The sequence below is a fragment of the Psychrobacillus soli genome (assembly GCF_006861775.1).
Lineage (GTDB): Bacteria > Bacillota > Bacilli > Bacillales_A > Planococcaceae > Psychrobacillus > Psychrobacillus soli.
Genome location: NZ_VDGG01000035.1, coordinates 20906 through 40271, shown reverse-complemented (window position 1 = coordinate 40271; position 19366 = coordinate 20906). Strand labels below are relative to the sequence as shown.

Below are 19366 nucleotides of genomic sequence, written 5' to 3'. Positions count from 1 at the left end.
TTCAATGACCAATTAGTTGCTCTAAACCATTTACTGGATTTAAACATTTGAAAAAACTGTAAAATCTTGTTTTTTACGAGTCTACGCGGATAAGTAAGCCATTTATGTGGATTTTCGCTGTAGGCGACGACTCCTGCCGGATGAGTGAGCAAATGAGCCATCCCTACGACGCCTAAGCGGCGGGGATGGCTCATCGCTCACCCGGCGGAAAGCGTTCGACTGCAGCGAAAATCCCAGCGAACACTTTATCCAGCTCACTACCGCGCATTATCCCTAAATAGTGACATACCTTATGCTATTGAGAGAAAGTTATTCACGTGCGATAGACTTGATAGTTTCTTAAAACAAAAAAAATGGCTGGGATACTATGCATCCCAACCATTTTCCTTGCATTTATTTACTTGTTTCTCTTTTTACGATAGGAGCTACTTCTGTTGCAAGAAGTTCGATCCCTTTTGCAACCTCGCTAAAAGACTGACCACCGATATCTATTTGCGCGATAAAACGGTTGTGCCCAAATGCTTCATGTTGAGTAAGAATTTTTTCTACGATCTGTTGGGGACTACCTACGAATAGTGCGGTTTCCGGACTTGCTATATGTTCAAAATCCGCTCGGGACATTTTCATACCCATTCCTCTTTGCTTATTCACATAAGACCAATAATTAGCGTAATAAGGATAAAATTCGTCCTTTGCTTGTTGGCTTTCTTTTGCAATATAAGTGTGTCCATTTACAGCAACCGGTAAGCTTTCTCGTTTGTGTCCCTCTTCTATACCCGCTTGTCTATACAAATCTACAAGGGATTTATAATCTGTTAGCGGTCCTCCTAATATAGCAATCGCCAGTCCTGTTCCAAGTCTCCCTGCTCTGATTGCGCTCTTAGCAGTCCCACCAACTCCAACCCATAATGGCAGTCTCTCTTGAATTGGTCGAGGAGAAATCATTGCATTGGTCAGATTAGAACGAAATTCACCTTGCCAGGTCACTATTTCTTCCGCATTTAACTGTTGAAGTAACTTTATGTTTTCTTCAAACAAAGCGTCATAATCATCCAAGTCATATCCGAAAAGAGGAAAAGACTCTACAAATGCTCCTCTACCCGCTATGATTTCTGCTCGTCCTTCGGAAATCACATCTAATGTAGCAAAATCTTCGAATAGGCGAACTGGATCTAAGGTGCTTATAACACTTGTAGCACTTGTCAATTTAATATGCTTTGTAGCTTGAGCAACTGCAGCTAGGACAACCGCTGGAGACGAGACCGTGTAATCCAATCGATGATGTTCTCCAACACCGAAAACATCTAGACCCGCTTCATCCGCCAGTTTCCCTAACTCGATCACTTCTTTTAAACGCTTCGGTGCACTAATTGTTGCTCCAGTATGTGGATTTGGACCGAGATCTCCAAATGTATAAATACCAATTTCCATTATTTACTCAGCTTCCGCTACAACAGAAAAACGTTCATTTACATGCTGAGCATTTTCAATTTCATCTACAATAGCAATTGCATAATCTGCATAACTAATATAGCTGTCGCCTTTTGCGTTTACGATCAGATTGTCTTTACCTAACTGATAAGTACCTGTTCGTTTACCTTCTGGATCAAAGTAACCAGCTGGACTTACAAATGTCCATTTGATATCTGTTGTTTCTTGTAGTTCTTGCAAGTTACGTCCTTGCCCATCAGCCGTTGGTTTAAATATTTCAGGAAAATCAGGTGTATCCATTACCCGGATTGTTTTTGCCTCGTCTACAAATAGGCTTCCTGCTCCGCCTACTACAATTACTCTTGTATTTGTGCCTTTAAGTACTTCTATTAAAGCATGCCCTGCATCTACATGTGCTTGCCCTTCACCAAGTGGAGCCCCAAATGCATTTACGACTACGTCAAATTGTTTCACATCATCTGTAGTTAAATCAAATATGCTTTTTTCTATAACTTGAACATGTTGATCATTCAATTTGGAAGCATCTCTTACAATTGCAGTTACTTCATGGCCTCTATCAGCTGCCTCTTTAAAAATTAAATTACCTGCTTTTCCTGTTGCTCCAATTACGCCTATTTTCATCTTACTTACCCCCGATTAAATTTTATTTTGTTGTAACTAATTTTGTTACAACTATCCAAAAAAAATTGAAAGTTTATGATTCAATTTTTTGACTTAATGCTTGAACTAGCTCATCCATCGTAACTTCCTTTAAAATTGCCTCCATTGCATCTTGTGCACGGAACAGTATTAGTTCAAGTACACCTTGAATATTAGCACCTACAGGACAATTCGGATTTGGATTTTCATGCATTTGAAAAAGTTCCCCTTCGTCCACTACTTCAACCGCTTGATACACATCTAATAATGTGATTGCATGTAACGGCTTTAGAAGATTAGCACCACCAAGTCCGCGACGAATGTCAATGAACCCCGCCTTTTTTAGCTTCCCCATTACTCTTCGGATTACTACTGGATTTGTATTAACACTTTCTGCAATCCATTCAGAAGTACAAACGATGTTTCTATTTAAATTTACAAGAGATAGTATATGAACAGCGACTGTAAAACGACTACTGATTTTCATATCTTTTCACCTCCAGATGTAACCATCATAATTACATCGGTTCTTTTTGTCAAATATTTTGATTATTACTTGTAAGGTATCTCATCTTTTACTTTTAAAATCTTGAATATTTCTATAAGATAAAAAGAGAACCTATTAGAAATGAGGAGATTAAATTGAGTGACCTATCGGCAAATCTAAGTACAGAACCCAAAACCACTACGTTACCTCACAGAAACGCTCCTAAAAAAGTCATTTTTGCGCGTGCAATAATGATTGCTATCGGTGCCATTTTAATGGCAGTTGGTTTAGAGTTATTTTTAGTACCAAATCAAATTTTAGACGGAGGAGTCGTCGGGGTATCCATCATCATTTCTCATCTAACAGGGGTCCGTTTAGGTATTTTTATTTTCATTCTGAACATCCCATTCTTTTTCCTAGGCTATAAGCAAATTGGAAAAACCTTCGCATTATCCACCCTATTCGGTATTACTGTCTTATCCATTTGCACTTCTTATTTACATAATATTGATCCCTTTACGACTGATTTATTGCTCTCTACTGTATTCGGTGGAATTATTTTAGGTATGGGTGTTGGTCTTGTAATTCGCAACGGTGGTTCCTTAGATGGTTCTGAAATACTTGCAATTTTATTCAATAAAGCCCTTCCATTTTCAGTTGGTGAAATTATTATGATTATTAACTTAGTTATTTTCAGTGTGGCCGGCTTCGTGTTCACTTGGGAGCAGGCGATGTATTCATTTTTGGCCTATTTTATCGCATTCAAAACAATTGATATTGTAATTCAAGGGCTAGATGAGTCGAAATCCGTTTATGTGATAAGCGAACGCATTGAAGATATCGGGGACGCCATTATGGATCGACTTGGACGTGGGGTAACCTACTTACACGGGGAAGGTGCCTATACTGGGGATAATAAAAAGGTGATTTTCACGGTCGTTACTAGGTTGGAAGAAGCGAAATTAAAATCAATTGTAGAGGAAATCGACGAACATGCATTTTTAGCAATTGGCAATATCGCAGAAGTTCGCGGTGGACGATTTAAGAAAAAAGATATTCATTAATCAAAAACCGATCTCATAAGAAATGAGATCGGTTTTTGCATTATACGTAAGATTTTACTTCCTCAACAAGCATAGTTCCGTTTTTTGCTAAATTTGTATGGAAAGAGAATGCTTTTTCAAGTACATGTGGAGTTTGTCCACCTCTAGTTAAAGCTTCTTCAAAGTATTGACGTAATTGTGCTTTATACATTGGATGTACGCAATTATTAATAATTAGTTGTGCACGTTCTCTTGGAGCCAACCCACGAAGATCGGCATATCCTTGTTCTGTCACAACTACATCTACATCATGCTCTGTATGGTCCACATGCGCTACGAAAGGTACAATACTGGAAATGTTTCCGCCTTTTGCAATAGACTTTGTAACGAAAATCGCGAGTTTTGCATTACGAGCGAAATCCCCTGAACCACCAATACCATTCATCATTTTCGTTCCAGAAACATGCGTAGAGTTGACGTTACCATAAATATCAAACTCAAGCGCCGTGTTAATAGAGATTAACCCGAGTCGACGAATAATTTCCGGATGATTCGTAATTTCTTGTGGACGTAATACTAATTTATCTCGATACTTTTCCAAGTTTCCATATACTTGCTTCATCATCTCTTCTGACAATGTAATGGAACATGCGGATGCAAAATTGACTTTGCCTGCATCGATTAATTCGAACACAGAGTCTTGTAGCACTTCAGAGTATACTTGTAAATCTTCAAACTCAGAATCAATCAGTCCGTGTAACACGGCATTAGCAACCGAACCTATTCCCGCTTGAAGAGGAGCTAAATTATTAGAAAGTCTACCTGCATGTACCTCTTCACGTAAGAAAGAAATTAAATGCTGTGCCATTTCTTCCGTTTCGTGATCAGGCGGAACAATTGGAGAAGGTGAATCCATATATTTGGTAAAAACAATTCCTCTAATTTTATCCGTATCAACAGGCATGCCAACTGTACCGATTCGATCGTCTGCTTTCGTCAATGGAATCGGAAGTCTTCTTCCTTGTTCGGCCGGTTCATATAAGTCATGCAGACCTTCTAATTGTTCGGATTGATCCACATTAATCTCTACAATAATATTTTTTGCGTGCGTTACAAAAGCTAAAGAATTTCCAACAGATGTAGTAGGAATAATCATCCCATCTGCTGTAATCGAAACCGCTTCGACTATAGCGAAGTCAATTTGTGGTAAGACTCCGTTACGTATCATTTCAGCGGTATGAGATAAATGTTGGTCGACAAATAAATGATTGCCGGCATTAATATTTTTGCGCATTGTCGCATCTGCTTGGAAAGGTAAGCGTTTATTAATAATACCTGCTTCTGATAATACTTTGTCCAGATCAGAGCCTAAAGAAGCTCCTGTAAAAATATTTACTTTAAATTTTTCTTTCTTCGCTCGCTCGACTAATGCAAATGGAACCGCTTTCGCGTCACCCGCACGTGTAAATCCACTTAAACCTAAAGTCATACCATCTCTAATCCAAGAAGCAGCATTTTCCGCTTGTACAACAAGATCATGTAAGCTACTATCTTTTATGCGCTCAAGATTCTTTTCCATCGTTTTATCCCCCTCCTATAATATATATGTCTAATTTTACCGTGTATTGTCGAAATTTAGAGAAACCTTGATGAATACAGGTTTTTATTGAGTAAAACAGAAATATTAAAGACTAAAGCAGCAATATTTTATCACTTTCCTTTTTAGTATGTTATTTCGCTAATGCAAACATACTAAAAAAAAGCTGGAATAAGGGCATGCTTTTCCCTTATTCAAGCACATTTTAGTTAAAATCCTAATAGCTTTCGGAAATAACTGGAGTATGATTGACTAACGGATACTTTTTCGCCATTTTCCATCGCTAGAAGAAATGTAGAATGTGTGTCTGGATAAATTTCCTTTATATGATGAACATTTACGATAAACGAACGATGACATCGTATGAAAGATTCTCTTGGCAGCCGGTACTCAAAGTTTTGTAAGGAGCTTGTATGCATTCCAGAGAAGGTCTTCGTCACTATATGTGTCTTTCGATCTTTCGCTTCTAAATAAATTACATCGGAAAAAGAAATAGGAATCCATCCATCTTGCGTTTTAATCGTTATTACAGACTTTCCTTCCGTAAATGCTGGATAAATGGCTAATATACAACCTTCCAGTTCTCCTTCATGTTGAAAAGGTACAGCCATGCCGTGATATGGAACCCCAAACAATTCGCGGTCAATGAACTCAGACACTTTTTGCTTGCCGCTCATTGCTTTATAAGCAAGTGTCCCTTCTACAATAGGATCACCAGGCGTTATTTTCAAATCGATTCGCTTACTCGGTCGATAATAGATATAGTTTTCTTTATCGGTTATAGCAATGGATACTTCATCTGAAAATAACTCGCCTATTACGTCTAAAAGTCCAACAATGGATAGATCCTTCATCCTGTGCTCTCCTTTCACTCTACTTTATATACATACAACTATTTCGCGCGAAAACTGTTGTTTCTTCGTAATACAACGATCAATTATTTGAAAACCTACTGATTCTAATCGCTCATCCATCGATTCAATCGTGACAATAATGACTTTTTCCGCTATTCTTCTAGCATGTTTCAAAATCGTAAATTGTTCTTCCCATGATGCATGCGTATATAAATTATAAGGTAGATCAATTATCGCTACATCGTAGTCTTCAGTGATGTCTTCAATTGCACTTTTTCTTACATCCCCCGTTAAACCAAAATACGCGATATTCTCTCTAGAGCCAGCGCAAACGAGTGGATTAATATCTCGTCCGACTATATTAATACCCATTGATAAGGCTTCGACAAGAACTGTTCCAATTCCACAGCAAGGATCGATTGCTCGAATTCCTTCAGGACGCGGAACTGCGATATTTGCTACTGCGCGAGCCACTCTCGTGCTAAGTGCAGTTGAATACTCTCTTGGTTTTTTCATATGATTAAACCAAATAGGTTCACTTTTCGTATACACTCCAAAGTACCAGCGACCCCCGTATGGAACGACTGCATATAGTTGATCCGGATTATGTAAATCGAAGTCTCCTTGCATTTCACTGCCAATTGCTCGTTCTATTCGAAGACGCTCTTGATTTTCAATTTTATCTTTCCCTTGTCGATCATTAATCTTCAGGAAAATTACCTTGTTTGTTTCTTCTTCATTACCAAAAGCAGTCGCCTGTGCGATAATTTCTTCCACAGTATCTCCTTCTGCTAAAACTTCTACTCTTCCCTTTATAAAAGGGCTTCTACTAGGATCTATCTTCACATCGCTTTTTACTATTTTTGACTCTGTATCTGTTCCAAAAAAAGAGCGCATCTCTAAATGACATAGGGAGCGTTCTGCATCGTTATATGCAAATGTATAAATGAATGCCGGTTGTCGGCTAAAGTTCGTCAATGTATTCCCTCCAATAATACCTCTATTATAACACGCAAAAACCGATTCCTCTTTTGGAAGGAATCGGTTCTCTATTCGTTCATTGTACTTCACTGTAAGTAGTTATATATTTCCTCTCCAATTTCGGTTAGAATTCGCTTGGACACTAGGTCATCTTCTTCCTTTGATAAAACAGTTGCGACTAGTTTCCGTTCGCCAACGTAAAAAATGCCAACATCATGACGAGTTCCTGGAATCCAACCTGTTTTATGCGCTAGTTCCCAGGAAGTCATTCCATTATTGAAATTCGAATATGGAGAAGGTAGTTTTTCTGGTAAACAATCTTTTATTTGTTGCTTTTTCATAATAGCGGTCATCTGCTCACTAGCTTCTGGAGACACTAATTCTCCTGTAGCTATCAGTCTTAATAGTCTTGCAACATCAGACGCTGTTATTTGATTGAACCCTTTTGGATTAGGTTTGTTCATCATTAATTTATTGTAAAAAGTGCTCTTTTCCATACCTACTGCTTTCATCGTCTGTACGATATATTCTACCCCCACTTGATCTATTAGTACATTCGTTGCTGTGTTATCACTTTGAATAATCATCAGCATCACGGTATCCTGAATAGATAGTGACGTTCCCGGAGTTAAATGTTGAAGAACACCTGAGCCACCTACAAGGTCTTCTTCTTTTATAATGATTTGATCCGTTAAAGCTAGTTCCGCGCGTTCAACAGCCGAGAAAACTGCAGCCATGATGGGTACTTTTATAACACTTGCTGCATAAAATAGTTCATCCTCATTCCATACCCACTTTTCACCTAAATCCAAATCTTCTAAAACAATTCCCCATGTCCCCACTGACTGTTTAGTTAAATTTCGAATTTTATTTACTAGTGTTTTCACCTTTTATACCCCTTAATTTAAAATTATTATATTACAATCTATTATAATCGAATAATAGAATATATTATGAATAGTATATAAATTAAAAAGGTGGCAATCCCTATTCAACAGTTATTATTACTACAACAAGTAATTGATCACATAGACGAACATATTAAAGAGGAGATTAATCCAGAGGAACTAGCCACTCTCGTTGGCTATTCTCCTTATCATTTTTATAGAATCTTTGATAAACATATTGGATATACCGTTATGAACTATGTTCAGAAAAGAAAACTACAATTCGCTTTGTACGAGTTAGTCCAAGGTAAAAAAATTATTCAAATAGCACTAGATTATGGATTTGAAACGCATTCCGGTTTTACAAAAGCTTTTAAAAAATGTTTTGGAAGTCCTCCAAGTTTATATAAGCTTCATTGTCCGATCTCCTTACCACAAAAATTGGATTTACTCAGTCTTCGTCAAAAACAGACCGGTGGAATTGTTATGCAACCAAAAATTGTACACAAAGAAGCTTTTGAAATTGCTGGGAAAACATTTGAGAGTTACTTGGAAAAGGTTTCTTATACAAGGGATGCACCCGCTTTTTGGGAGCAAAGGATTTCAGCTGATGAAGCAATCGAAAGAACTCTGTACAATCTATTGTCTCCTGAAAAGCATGGGGAATATTGCATTAATCTAAGTGGAACCGAATTGAAAGAAAGCTTTACTTATTTATTTGCTGTAAACTACGACCAAGATATCCATCTTCCTAAAGAACTGACAAAGTTGAAAATCCCAGCAGCAACATATGCAGTTTTTAAAACCCCACTCGTGGAAGTGGAACAATTCGTCCATTCTATCAAAGGAACTTGGCAATATATTTTGGAGGATTGGTTACCAAAATCTCATTACGAGGTCGATGAAAACGTCTATGACTTTGAATATTATGACGAACACTGCCATGACTGGGAATATGAAAAAATATATATGGAAATTTACTTACCGATTAAGAAAAGAGAAATGGACTAAACTAAATTCGATAAATATTACTAGTTTCGTCTTTTTCCTGCGTGGTAAATATATAGGGAGAAACAGATTAATCATCTGAATAGATCTCCCTTCGTTTTTCTCATAACTATTTGACAATACTGATCGTCAGAATAGGAGCCTCACTCACCTTAGAGTGAGGCTTATTAATTTATTAAAGAAGAAATAAAGGTAAAGTCAATTTAATAGAGAATAGAATTATTTATACATACTAACAGGAGGAAACTAGATGAATGACAAATTATTAAGAATAGGAACTACATATATACCGGTAACTAATATAGAAATTTCTGCAGAATGGTATATAAATAAATTAGGTGCTGAGTTAAGTTATACAGATGAAGACAAAGCAATTCTAAACTTTGCTAACCAAAGTATTTTTCTTGTTAAATCTAAAGCAGGTCAAAGCTCTAACTTCTATGATATCTATGATCAAGAGCGTTTCTCCATAACATTTGAAGTAGATGGATTAAATTCGCTAAAAGCTATTCATCGTGATTTTATTGATAAACAGATAAAAGTGGGAGAAATCGAAGACAGAGGACATACTGGAAAGAACTTTGTTTTCTATGACTTAGATGGCAATAAATTTGATGTATGGAGTGAATTAAGTCCAACATTCAAAGAAAAATATATTATCTCGCAATAGAATAGGTAATTATTAAATTTCATTCAAGGAAACGTCAAAGCCTGAAAAATGAAAGCATCAGTATCAAGACTGATGCTTTTTCAAAATGATATTATATAAAAATAGAACTGGAGTTAACAAAATGGCGCTAACAACAATCGCTGTTTTTATCGTAAAATTTGTTGCAACATAACCAATTACAGGTCCTCCTCCAATTTGACCGATAGCATCTACTTGGCCTTTTACGGAAAAAAATGTTGCACGAGTAGAGGATTCTGGAATAACCTTGTTCAGCCAAATATCCTCTAGCGGATACATCACTTTTCTTGTTACTTGAATAATGATATAAAATACTAATAAACCAATGGCATAAGTTGACAATGCAAAGCCGATTAATGAAGCAATAATAAATAAGCTACACGTAAACAGGACGGCATAAATATGCTTTAAATTTAGATGGATAGAGCCTCTATTCATTAAATGGAGTACTACAAAAGAAATTAGCACAACCATAAATTGAATACCCCCAGTTAATAAAACTAGCTTTTCATCCGTTAGCGCTACTAAATTAGATACATCAAAAAAATGGGACATCCATAAACGATCGAATCCTTCACTATAAAATCCAACGAATAAAGCAATAAGGAAAAGCATTCTTATAATAAAGCTAGTTCTAGAATGAAAAATAATTTTCCCCATACTCCCCTTCATACTTTCCCAAGTAGATGTTCTCTCCGTTTTATCCAATGGTTTAAAGTTTTCTTCCTTCATAAATAGGATTAAATATACCGCCAACCCAACCATACAAAGTCCGCCAATAATGATTGGTAGATTAATCATATAAAGACCCGTTAATATACTTAGAGGTATCGCTATGACTTGCCCAAGATTACCGGCCTTTGCTCCTCTTATAAATGCTAATGAAGCACGTTCTTCCCCTACTTCATCTGCAATCCAAGCCTGCAGGGAACCACTAGTAAAAGTATAACCAATCCCCCATGCAACTTGTGCTAAAAGGACAGTCGTAAAATAAGGGAATAACCCCTCGATTAAAAAACCACCCCCTATTAAAAAGTACCCAATTATAACGGAGAGCTTCCGGCTTTTTAAATCCGAAATTACTCCAGTTGGAATTTCAAATAGAAAAACGGATAGTTCCAAAACAGTTCCTACTAAAACAAGTTGCAGTGGATCAAGCATGACAATTTTCACTTGATATAACAAATTTACAGTGAAAATAAATGTAAAAAATAATTGCGATAAAAAACAAGTATAAATATAAACTTGATACGGATTTTTTGTCTTCATTATAGTCATTTTTCTCCCCCTCCTATTGATTATAGAAAGGGTGAACGCCGTTTTCTTGTCCAAATTTGCGATTGTTTACAAAAAAAATGCTTCTACTTTATCTATGATATAGTAAAAGTACAACTGAATAACGTGTAGATTTAGGTGCTATTTTCCTTTTGTAAAATAGCTTAAAAGGGAAGTTCGGTGAAAAACCGACGCTGTCCCGCAACTGTAAATGGGAGCATTCTTTCAAATCCACTGTTAATCCTTAATGGGAAGGGAAAGAAAAGTGATGATCATGAGCCAGGAGACCTGCCTATTTCAAGTACACACCAAAACCTACGCGGAATAGGAGGTGTTAAGTGCAGCTATGAACAAGCAACTGCTTGAAATTGCTGTCGTACGAAAAAACGTAATCGGAAAGAAACACTGGAGGAATCGACTCCTCTTATTTCACTATGCCGTTTATAGTGGTTTTCTTTTCTTTACGTATTATTCGTCACGACAACAATCAACCATATTCATTCACTTGAATTAGCATCTTCCTTTGTAACAACTAAGGGAAGATGCTTTTTATGTTCACGATGGAAAGGAAGTTAGGACATGACAGTTGGAACAAAAGAATATTATGTCGAAAATTTTAAACATACATTAATGACAAACAGTGTAGCAAATGAATCAACATCACTTAGCGCTATTTTTAAACACCATGAAGAAGAAATAAGTAATGCACCAAATTTGGATGGAAAAGATAAAGAATTATACAAACGTAATTTACAAAAAGCATTCGACCAAACAAAAGATGAAGTTTTTGGAAGGATTGAAGAGGAATAACATAGAAAAAGTGCTAAAACGCCTGTGTCTTGCCTGATTTAGCAAACGTGATCGATGCATATAATAACGAAAGTGCGTAGTAGTGACCGCTGTGATTTTCGCTGCAGTCGTACGCTTTCCGTGGGGTGAGCGATGAGCCTTCACCGCCGCTTAGGCGTACGTTGTGAAGTCTCATTTTGCTCACTTGATCCCACTGGAGTCGACGCCTGCAGCGAAAATCAATGGAAAATTGCTTACTTATCGGCATCTACTTGAAAAAAACAAAATTTTATTCTAATTTCTTCAGTGAGTGTATCCAGTAAATGGCTTAGGGCAACCAATCGGTCATTGGAGGCAATCAATTATAGTCTGAGAGCAACTAAACTCGACGCGAGAGCAACTAAATTGCATATGAAAGCAACTAATTCTTAAAACAACAAGTTTACTTGGTATGAGACGATGAGGCTTTCGACATATTCTAAGAATAATATGCCTTAAAGCCCCCAGAACTCGCACACAAGCATCTGTATGAATGGTTTGTCGCGTTCAACCATTTATTATTCATATCGGTTTTCAATAAGTTAGCATTTTCCATTGAATTTTGCGGAGGGGTGAAGAATCCAGTGGAGGACAACAGGATGTTGGTCACGAAGGCGTTGCCACACGATGTGGCGCCCTGAGCCTTTGTTCCTCTGTTGAGCACGATAAGCCATCACATCGCATGCGTCAGCGTCGGTGATGGCTTATCGCTCACCTCACGGAAAGCGTCCACCCCGTAGCACAAATCACAGCGGATACCTTAAGACGCATTATCTCTATATCACGTATAAAACAAGGAATGCCATACCTCATGTTACTTTAAGAGATTATCCAAATATCTCTAGTTTCCTAGACAAAAAAAGCGTGCCGAATCAACAAATGATCGGCACGCTCTACAATTAATAATTTATCTCTGCATACTTATTCCACTAATGGTACCGCCTGAGAAAGCTGGCGCATCCATATCTACCGCAAACAAGATAATCGTTGTATCTTCCTGAGCTTTAAGTCCAGGAAGATCTTTTTCTAAATCCGTCACAGCTTCTTGTTTATTGACAATATAGTCCCCAATTTGAATGGAACCACTTAATACATACAGAAAAGGTTTCTTTCCTTCATAAGAAGGAACTTGGAGTATATCTCCTGCCCTAGGATGAGCATCTAAAACGTAAGCATTTTGGCGAACAATCAGTGGTGCATCTGAACCCTCAGGACCAACCATCTCATACCAGTCGCGGTTATTTGTAGGTTTATCATGAAACTGTATATTTGGCGGAAGGTTTGCTTCACGTGGACGGAAAAATATTTGAAGCATTTCAACATATTCCTCTTTTACCTTTTCTTCATGCCAAAAACTTACACCTGCGTTCATCATCATCAGTTTACCCGGTGAAATTTCGGCTTCCAAACCCGCTGAATCCTTATGATACGAAGTGCCCTTCCACACATAACTGAAGATTTCATCGTTCACATGTTCATGCATTTTAATTGTTAATCCTTTTTTCATCACCGCATGATCAATATTGCTTAGCGTTCCAAATACAGAATCTTCTATGCTCTCTTCAAAAATATCGCTTGGTTGGATACGAGTAATCGTGAACGGTCCTCTAAAAGGTTGATAATGATTTCCTGCTCGAAGAACTTGAATCACTTGCCTCTTCCCCTTTACGAATTATAAATCTTGATAGTCCCTCTGATATTTCCCGCCATCTTTTACTTCCGAGTGATACAAAGCTTTTAAAGCAAAACTTTTTTCTAAATCATGTTCCTTCATTACTTCTTTCAAACGTTTGGAAAGATCTGCACTGTGCTTCACTAGCTGCTCCATCTTGGATTTCGAATATTGCATGAACCGTCAACTCCTTTTCATTCAATTTGTCATTAAAGTATAACACTAACAAAAGATTTTTCTTATAATCACCTTTTTTAAAAAATTTACATACATTACTTTGACAAAATAAAAATGAAGTGTTAACCTTATAAACAAATGTTTCCCTCGGGAAATTTAATGGCACTAACGAAAAAAGATGATTTTTTTTATTCTAAAAGTTTCCCAGGGGAAATAAAGTAGAGCGTAGGAAAAGGGAGGAATTAAATTGAAAAAGATTTTGTTTTTATTCATTACCGCTGTTTTGTTAGTTGGATGTAGTAACAATGTTAGCGGGGACGTAGAAAAAGAGGAAAAGCCATTAGTTGTTACGACAACCGGGCAAATTGCGGACGCGGTTAAAGAAATTGCTGGAGACCATGTAGAGATAAAATCGTTAATGGGACCCGGTGTAGATCCCCATATGTACAAAGCGACACAAGGGGACTTACAAACATTAGAAAAGGCAGATATCATTTTTTATAACGGTCTAGAACTGGAAGGAAAAATGAGTGATATTTTTGAAAAAATGAAGAAAGAAAAAACGGTTGTTGCGATTGGGGAAGCAGTTCCACAAGATCAGATATTAAATGATGAGGCACATCCCGAGCTATCAGATCCACATATTTGGTTTGATATAAACGTATGGAAAATAGCAACGAAAGAAATAACCAAAACACTTTCAGAAGAGCTTCCAGACAGTAAAGAGGAATTTGCAAAGAAGGAAGAAGCATATTTTATACAATTAACCGATCTATCCGATTGGTCAGATCAACGAATTAGTGAAATTCCAGAAAAACAACGAGTGCTTGTAACAGCACATGATGCATTTAACTATTTTGGTAATAGTCATGGCATGGAAGTACGTGGTTTACAAGGTTTAAGTACAGATGCCGAGTATGGTTTAAAAGATATTCAAAATATCGTAGATTTTCTAGTAGAAAATAATATTAAAGCCGTTTTCATCGAGTCCAGTGTTTCTGACAAAGCGATGAAAGCTGTTATAGAAGGCGCTAAAGAAAAAGGTCATACAATCCAAATTGGCGGAGAACTTTACTCGGATGCAATGGGTGCGGAAGGAACTGAAGAAGGCACTTATATTGGCATGTACGAACATAACGTCAACACAATTGTCGATTCACTTAAATAGGAGGGAAGCAACATGGACGCGTTACAAGTAAAAAATTTGTCGGTTGCTTATGAAGAAAAAGTTGTATTACAAAATGTAAACTTAACTATTCCAGTAGGTCACCTAACAGGCATTATTGGTCCAAATGGAGCCGGGAAATCTACATTAATCAAAGCAATACTTAACCAATTACCAAACAAAACAGGGGCTGTTCATATTTTAGAACGCCCCCTTAACGCAAAAGACCATACAGTCGGCTACGTTCCACAGCGAAATGCAGTCGATTGGGACTTTCCTACAAATGCTTTAGATGTTGTCCTAATGGGACGTTACGGACATATAGGTATGATTAAAAAACCTTCAGCAAAAGATAAACAAATTGCCATGGATTGCCTAAAAGATGTGGGAATGGAAGCTTTTGCTGATCGATCAATTGGTCAATTATCAGGAGGACAACAGCAGCGTGTATTTTTGGCTCGTGCACTAGCACAAGAAGCAGAAGTCTATTTTATGGATGAACCCTTTGTTGGTGTGGATGCTGCAACAGAGCGTACAATTATTGCTATTTTAAAAGATTTAAAAGCAAAAGGTAAATCTGTTTTTGTTGTCCATCATGATTTACAAACTGCTGCTGACTACTTTGATTGGATCATTTTGTTAAATCAAACGATTACCGCATCAGGTCCAACAGAACAAACGTTTACAGAAGACAATCTACAAGAAGCATACGGCGGGAAATTATTTTTTATGGATCAGACGAAATCGAACAAAACGTTCAACTAAGAGAGGTGAAAAAATAATGTTAACTGGAAACTTACTTTGGGTTCTTATAGGAGCTATTTTGCTAGGAGTAGCAGCCGGTTTAAATGGAACCTTCGCCTTTCTACAGAAACAAAGTCTAGTAGGAGATGCTGCTGCACATGCGGCACTCCCTGGTATTGCAATTGCGTATTTAGTATTTCAGCAAAAAGATTTACCAATCCTTATGTTAGGTGCGGCCATTACTTCTGCACTTGCTGTATATATGATTCAATGGATTGTGGGGAACTCTAAGCTAAAAGCAGACGCTGCAATTGGGTTTGTTTTATCCGTATTTTTTGGTATTGGAATCGTTCTCCTTACCATTGTCAATCAAAGCAGCGCAGGAAATCAAAGTGGTTTGAATGATTTTATATTTGGAAAAGCGGCTACCATGGCGAAAAGCGACCTAGTTTGGCTATCAAGTAGCGCCTTGTTAATCATACTAATGTGTTTACTATTTTTTAAAGAATGGAAGCTAATGATTTTTGACCCCGTATTTGCAAAAGGTATCGGATTGCCGGTTGAACGATTACGTGTTCTATTGACAGCTCTTACTGTACTAACGATTGTTACTGGAATACAGGCAGTTGGTGTTATATTGATGGCAGCTATGCTCATTATACCTGCAGCTGCTGCTAGATTTTGGTCTAATCATCTTGGAATTATTCTTGTTACAAGTGCTTTCTTTGGGGCTCTTTCCGGAGCATTAGGTACCATTATAAGCTCTTTTCGTACAGGACTATCAACAGGACCAATTATAGTACTATGTGCTGCTAGTCTCTTTTTAATATCCTATTTTTTCGCACCGACAAGAGGATTCATCTCTAAATCGCTAAAGAAAAAAGCATTTAAGCAAAGAAACGTAGTAAAGGAGGCGGCGAACCATGAATGAATTCTGGGTGCTCTTAACTGGATCATTAGTTGGTATAACTTGCGGGTTAACTGGTGTATTTTTAATCCTGCGCAAAACAGCTATGATTGCAGACGCTATTAGTCACACAGTGTTATTTGGAATTGTTGTGGCATTTATGATTACGCAATCATTAAGTGGATTTTGGATGCTAGTTGGCGCTGCAATCGCTGGATTACTTACTACTTTTCTTGTGCAATTGCTCCAGTCAGGTGGCTTACAAGAAGATGCTGCCATTGGGGTTGTGTTCACTTCCCTATTTGCACTAGGTGTGTTGTTTATCACTTTATTTGCAGGAAACGTCCACTTAGATGTGGAGCATGTGCTGATGGGTGAAATTGCATTTGTTCCATGGGATACATGGGACATTTTAGGTTTTTCCATGCCGAAAGCAGTTTGGATGTTGTTAATCGTTCTTTTATTCAATATATTATTTCTCTTTTTCTTTTACAAAGAGATGAAGCTCACTACTTTCGATCCGGTTTTTGCGCTATCTATTGGATTACCAATAGTAGCTATGCATTATTCTTATATGACACTCGTTTCTTTAACGACTGTTGCGGCTTTTGATAGTGTAGGGGCAGTTCTTGTTGTAGCAATGCTCATAGGACCTGCTGCTACTGCTTATCTGATGAGTAAAAGCGTCTTAAGGATGATGATATGGAGTATGTTTTTTGGCATTACTGCAGCTATAACAGGATATTATCTGGCCAAACTATGGAACACATCCATTGCTGGTATGATGGCAGCCATGATAGGTGTAATATTTATGCTCGTGTTTGTATTCAAGCCACATGACGGTTGGATATGGAAGATGTTCAAACGTATAAAATTGAAAGATACAAAAGTGCATGTTGAGTCCTAATACGTTATAAGCCACCGTGTAACTGACATACACGGTGGCTTTTCTTTTGTGCAGAAAGCTTTGCTATAATAAAGTCATTCACTACAAAATGAGCAGAGGTGACGTCGTGTATAAAACCATTGGTATACTTGCCCATGTAGATGCAGGAAAAACGACTTTTTCCGAGCAACTGCTGTACCATACAAAAACCATTCGACAAAGAGGGCGTGTCGACCATCAAGACTCTTTTCTCGACAGTCATTCGATTGAAAAAAACAGAGGAATTACGATTTTTGCGGATCAAGGAATCTTCTCGTATAACAATTCCACTTATTATGTCATCGATACTCCTGGTCACATCGATTTTTCACCAGAAATGGAGCGTGCTATCCAAGTGATGGACTTCGCGATCCTTATTATTAGCGCGGTAGATGGTGTAGAAGGACATACAGAAACAGTATGGCAATTGCTACGGAAACATCAGGTACCCACTTTTTTCTTCATCAATAAAACGGATTATGAAGGAACCGATGTAGCGAAAGTATTAGAAGAAATTCGTGCTAATTTATCTGATGACGTGTGCGATTTAACAAACGCTTTCAACGAAGAGTTTGTTGAATTTTTAGCAGAACGCGATGAAAATCTTCTTGAAAAATACATGGATACTGGTTATGACGAAGATTTATGGATACAAGCTTGTAAGCGTATGATCCAAGAAAATAAAATCTTTGCTTGTGCAAGTGGCTCTGCATTAAAAGACATTGGAATAATCGAGTTTTTAGATAAACTGCATTTATTAACAGAATCCTCTTATAAACAAGAAGAAGCATTTTCTGCTCAAGTATACAAAATTCGTCATGATGAAAGTGGAAACAGAGTGACATTCCTTAAACTATTAAGCGGCAAGCTAAAAGTGCGAGACGAAGTGCATTACGGGGAATTAGCAGAAAAAATTACACAGCTTCGAGTATACAGCGGAAATAAATTCAAAACAGTTGAACAAGCAGTAGCGGGTGAACTAGTTGCAGTGACTGGGCTAACAAATGTCTCCATTGGCGATGGAATTGGTGCCATAAACAACAAGACGACCTTTGATATGATTCCAACTTTAAAATCAAAAGTATTTTTTGACGATTCTATTCATGTCAAAGAAGTGTTGCGTTGCTTTAAACTACTAGATGCAGAAGACCCTTCTTTGCATGTTTATTGGGATGAGCACTTTCAAGAAATTCATGTGCATGTAATGGGTGTTATCCAACTGGAAGTACTTGAACAAATTGTCCTAGAACGCTTTCATTTCACTATTTCTTTTGGTGAACCGAGAATTCTTTATAAAGAAACAATCGATACAACAGTTAAAGGCTATGGTCACTTTGAGCCGTTAAAACATTATGCAGAGGTGCATCTGTTAATAGAGCCCACAAAACGTGGAAGCGGCATTACTTTAGATAATGTTTGCCATGCAAATGATTTGTCCATTGGCAATCAAAATTTAGTGCAACATCATTTATTGGAACGTGAGCATCATGGAATTCTAACTGGCTCTTCATTGACAGATGTCAAGATTACCCTGCTTACTGGACGCGGACATAACGAACATACGCATGGCGGGGATTTTAGAGAGGCAACCTATCGAGCTTTAAGACAAGGTTTAGAGAAAGCTGAAAATGTGCTTCTAGAACCTTTTTATGACTTTAAAATAAAAGTGGATATGAACCTCATAGGTAGAGTTTTATCTGATATTCAACAAGCGCATGGAAGCTTTGACTCCCCTGAGAATGTTGGTGACAAGGTAATTGTCAAAGGACGAGTACCTGTAGCAACCTTCATGAACTACAGTACAACGTTTGCTTCATTCACTTCTGGCAAAGGAACGCTCAGCCTACTATTTGGAGGGTATGATCGGTGTCACAATAAAGATGAAGTTATTGAAAAGATTGGCTACAATAAAGAAGCAGATCCAGAATACACTTCCACCTCTATTTTCTGTGCGAGAGGAAAAGGCTATAAAGTTCCTTGGGATGAAGCGGAGGAAGCGATGCACTGTAAATAATACAATTCTAAGGGGGAATATCT

19 protein-coding genes and 1 riboswitch are annotated in these 19366 nt (G+C 37.5%); of the genes, 9 read left to right on the top strand and 10 right to left on the bottom strand.

Translation table 11 applies throughout. The features are described 5' to 3' along the window. Nucleotides 1–393: 393 nt before the first annotated feature. The 3 genes from FG383_RS15170 to FG383_RS15160 all read right to left on the bottom strand — a co-directional run bounded on the left by FG383_RS15170 (nucleotide 394) and on the right by FG383_RS15160 (nucleotide 2578). Complete coding sequence (locus FG383_RS15170; protein ID WP_142608235.1) at nucleotides 394–1431, bottom strand: LLM class flavin-dependent oxidoreductase; 1038 nt, start codon at nucleotides 1429–1431, stop codon at nucleotides 394–396. A gap of 3 nt (nucleotides 1432–1434) precedes the next feature. Further along, entirely contained in the window at nucleotides 1435–2073 is a 639-nt protein-coding gene (locus tag FG383_RS15165; protein ID WP_142608234.1) for an NAD(P)-dependent oxidoreductase, read from the bottom strand. A 73-nt stretch (nucleotides 2074–2146) separates the two neighbouring features. After that, the gene (locus FG383_RS15160) at nucleotides 2147–2578 is read right to left on the bottom strand and encodes an Rrf2 family transcriptional regulator (protein WP_142608233.1); all 432 of its coding nucleotides are present in this window, start codon (nucleotides 2576–2578) and stop codon (nucleotides 2147–2149) included. Between the two features lie 251 nt (nucleotides 2579–2829). Here FG383_RS15160 and FG383_RS15155 point away from each other — a divergent pair, with 251 nt between their 5' ends. Beyond that, nucleotides 2830–3642 (top strand): YitT family protein, encoded by an 813-nt coding sequence (locus FG383_RS15155; RefSeq protein ID WP_142608238.1) that lies wholly within the window; start codon nucleotides 2830–2832, stop codon nucleotides 3640–3642. A 40-nt stretch (nucleotides 3643–3682) separates the two neighbouring features. On the opposite strand, the gene scpC is transcribed toward FG383_RS15155, so the two are convergent. The 4 genes from scpC to FG383_RS15135 form a co-directional block, all read right to left on the bottom strand. After that, nucleotides 3683–5200 carry a succinyl-CoA:acetate CoA-transferase ScpC gene (gene scpC / locus FG383_RS15150; protein ID WP_142608232.1) on the bottom strand — a complete coding sequence of 506 codons (1518 nt, stop codon included), beginning with the start codon at nucleotides 5198–5200 and terminating at the stop codon, nucleotides 3683–3685. 227 nt (nucleotides 5201–5427) lie between these two features. Continuing rightward, nucleotides 5428–6072: a LytTR family DNA-binding domain-containing protein gene (locus FG383_RS15145; protein ID WP_142608231.1), complete on the bottom strand. Its 645-nt coding sequence runs from the start codon at nucleotides 6070–6072 to the stop codon at nucleotides 5428–5430. Nucleotides 6073–6096: 24 nt separating this feature from the next. After that, on the bottom strand, nucleotides 6097–7050 hold the full coding sequence (locus tag FG383_RS15140) for a TRM11 family SAM-dependent methyltransferase (protein WP_142608230.1): 954 nt from the start codon (nucleotides 7048–7050) through the stop codon (nucleotides 6097–6099). Nucleotides 7051–7139: 89 nt separating this feature from the next. Continuing rightward, nucleotides 7140–7940 (bottom strand): serine hydrolase, encoded by an 801-nt coding sequence (locus FG383_RS15135; protein ID WP_142608229.1) that lies wholly within the window; start codon nucleotides 7938–7940, stop codon nucleotides 7140–7142. A gap of 90 nt (nucleotides 7941–8030) precedes the next feature. On the opposite strand from FG383_RS15135, the gene FG383_RS15130 reads away from it, so the two are divergent. Together FG383_RS15130 and FG383_RS15125 are read left to right on the top strand one after the other, a co-directional pair. Further along, nucleotides 8031–8951, top strand: coding sequence for an AraC family transcriptional regulator (locus FG383_RS15130; protein ID WP_246097024.1), 921 nt, complete (start codon nucleotides 8031–8033; stop codon nucleotides 8949–8951). Nucleotides 8952–9198: 247 nt separating this feature from the next. Then, nucleotides 9199–9618: a VOC family protein gene (locus FG383_RS15125; protein WP_142608228.1), complete on the top strand. Its 420-nt coding sequence runs from the start codon at nucleotides 9199–9201 to the stop codon at nucleotides 9616–9618. Between the two features lie 63 nt (nucleotides 9619–9681). Here FG383_RS15125 and FG383_RS15120 read toward each other — a convergent pair whose 3' ends face one another. Further along, nucleotides 9682–10914, bottom strand: a complete 1233-nt coding sequence (locus tag FG383_RS15120) for an MFS transporter (protein ID WP_142608227.1) — start codon at nucleotides 10912–10914, stop codon at nucleotides 9682–9684. Nucleotides 10915–11030: 116 nt separating this feature from the next. Next, a riboswitch (cobalamin riboswitch) is annotated at nucleotides 11031–11221 on the top strand. A 269-nt stretch (nucleotides 11222–11490) separates the two neighbouring features. Between FG383_RS15120 and FG383_RS15115 the strand changes: the two genes are divergently transcribed. Then, entirely contained in the window at nucleotides 11491–11721 is a 231-nt protein-coding gene (locus tag FG383_RS15115) for a hypothetical protein (protein WP_142608226.1), read from the top strand. 925 nt (nucleotides 11722–12646) lie between these two features. On the opposite strand, the gene FG383_RS15110 is transcribed toward FG383_RS15115, so the two are convergent. Further along, nucleotides 12647–13390 (bottom strand): pirin family protein, encoded by a 744-nt coding sequence (locus FG383_RS15110; protein ID WP_142608225.1) that lies wholly within the window; start codon nucleotides 13388–13390, stop codon nucleotides 12647–12649. A gap of 21 nt (nucleotides 13391–13411) precedes the next feature. Next, nucleotides 13412–13588: a hypothetical protein gene (locus FG383_RS20995; protein WP_185907964.1), complete on the bottom strand. Its 177-nt coding sequence runs from the start codon at nucleotides 13586–13588 to the stop codon at nucleotides 13412–13414. Between the two features lie 247 nt (nucleotides 13589–13835). Here FG383_RS20995 and FG383_RS15105 point away from each other — a divergent pair, with 247 nt between their 5' ends. From FG383_RS15105 to FG383_RS15085, 5 genes are all read left to right on the top strand, one after another. Further along, nucleotides 13836–14756 (top strand): metal ABC transporter solute-binding protein, Zn/Mn family, encoded by a 921-nt coding sequence (locus tag FG383_RS15105; protein ID WP_142608224.1) that lies wholly within the window; start codon nucleotides 13836–13838, stop codon nucleotides 14754–14756. 12 nt (nucleotides 14757–14768) lie between these two features. After that, nucleotides 14769–15518 carry a metal ABC transporter ATP-binding protein gene (locus FG383_RS15100; RefSeq protein ID WP_142608223.1) on the top strand — a complete coding sequence of 250 codons (750 nt, stop codon included), beginning with the start codon at nucleotides 14769–14771 and terminating at the stop codon, nucleotides 15516–15518. 16 nt (nucleotides 15519–15534) lie between these two features. Then, nucleotides 15535–16428, top strand: a complete 894-nt coding sequence (locus tag FG383_RS15095) for a metal ABC transporter permease (RefSeq protein ID WP_142608222.1) — start codon at nucleotides 15535–15537, stop codon at nucleotides 16426–16428. Next, on the top strand, nucleotides 16421–17311 hold the full coding sequence (locus FG383_RS15090; protein WP_142608221.1) for a metal ABC transporter permease: 891 nt from the start codon (nucleotides 16421–16423) through the stop codon (nucleotides 17309–17311). The genes FG383_RS15095 and FG383_RS15090 overlap by 8 nt, the downstream gene beginning before the upstream one ends. Nucleotides 17312–17417: 106 nt before the next feature. Beyond that, nucleotides 17418–19343: a GTP-binding protein gene (locus FG383_RS15085; RefSeq protein WP_185907963.1), complete on the top strand. Its 1926-nt coding sequence runs from the start codon at nucleotides 17418–17420 to the stop codon at nucleotides 19341–19343. Nucleotides 19344–19366: the final 23 nt, after the last annotated feature.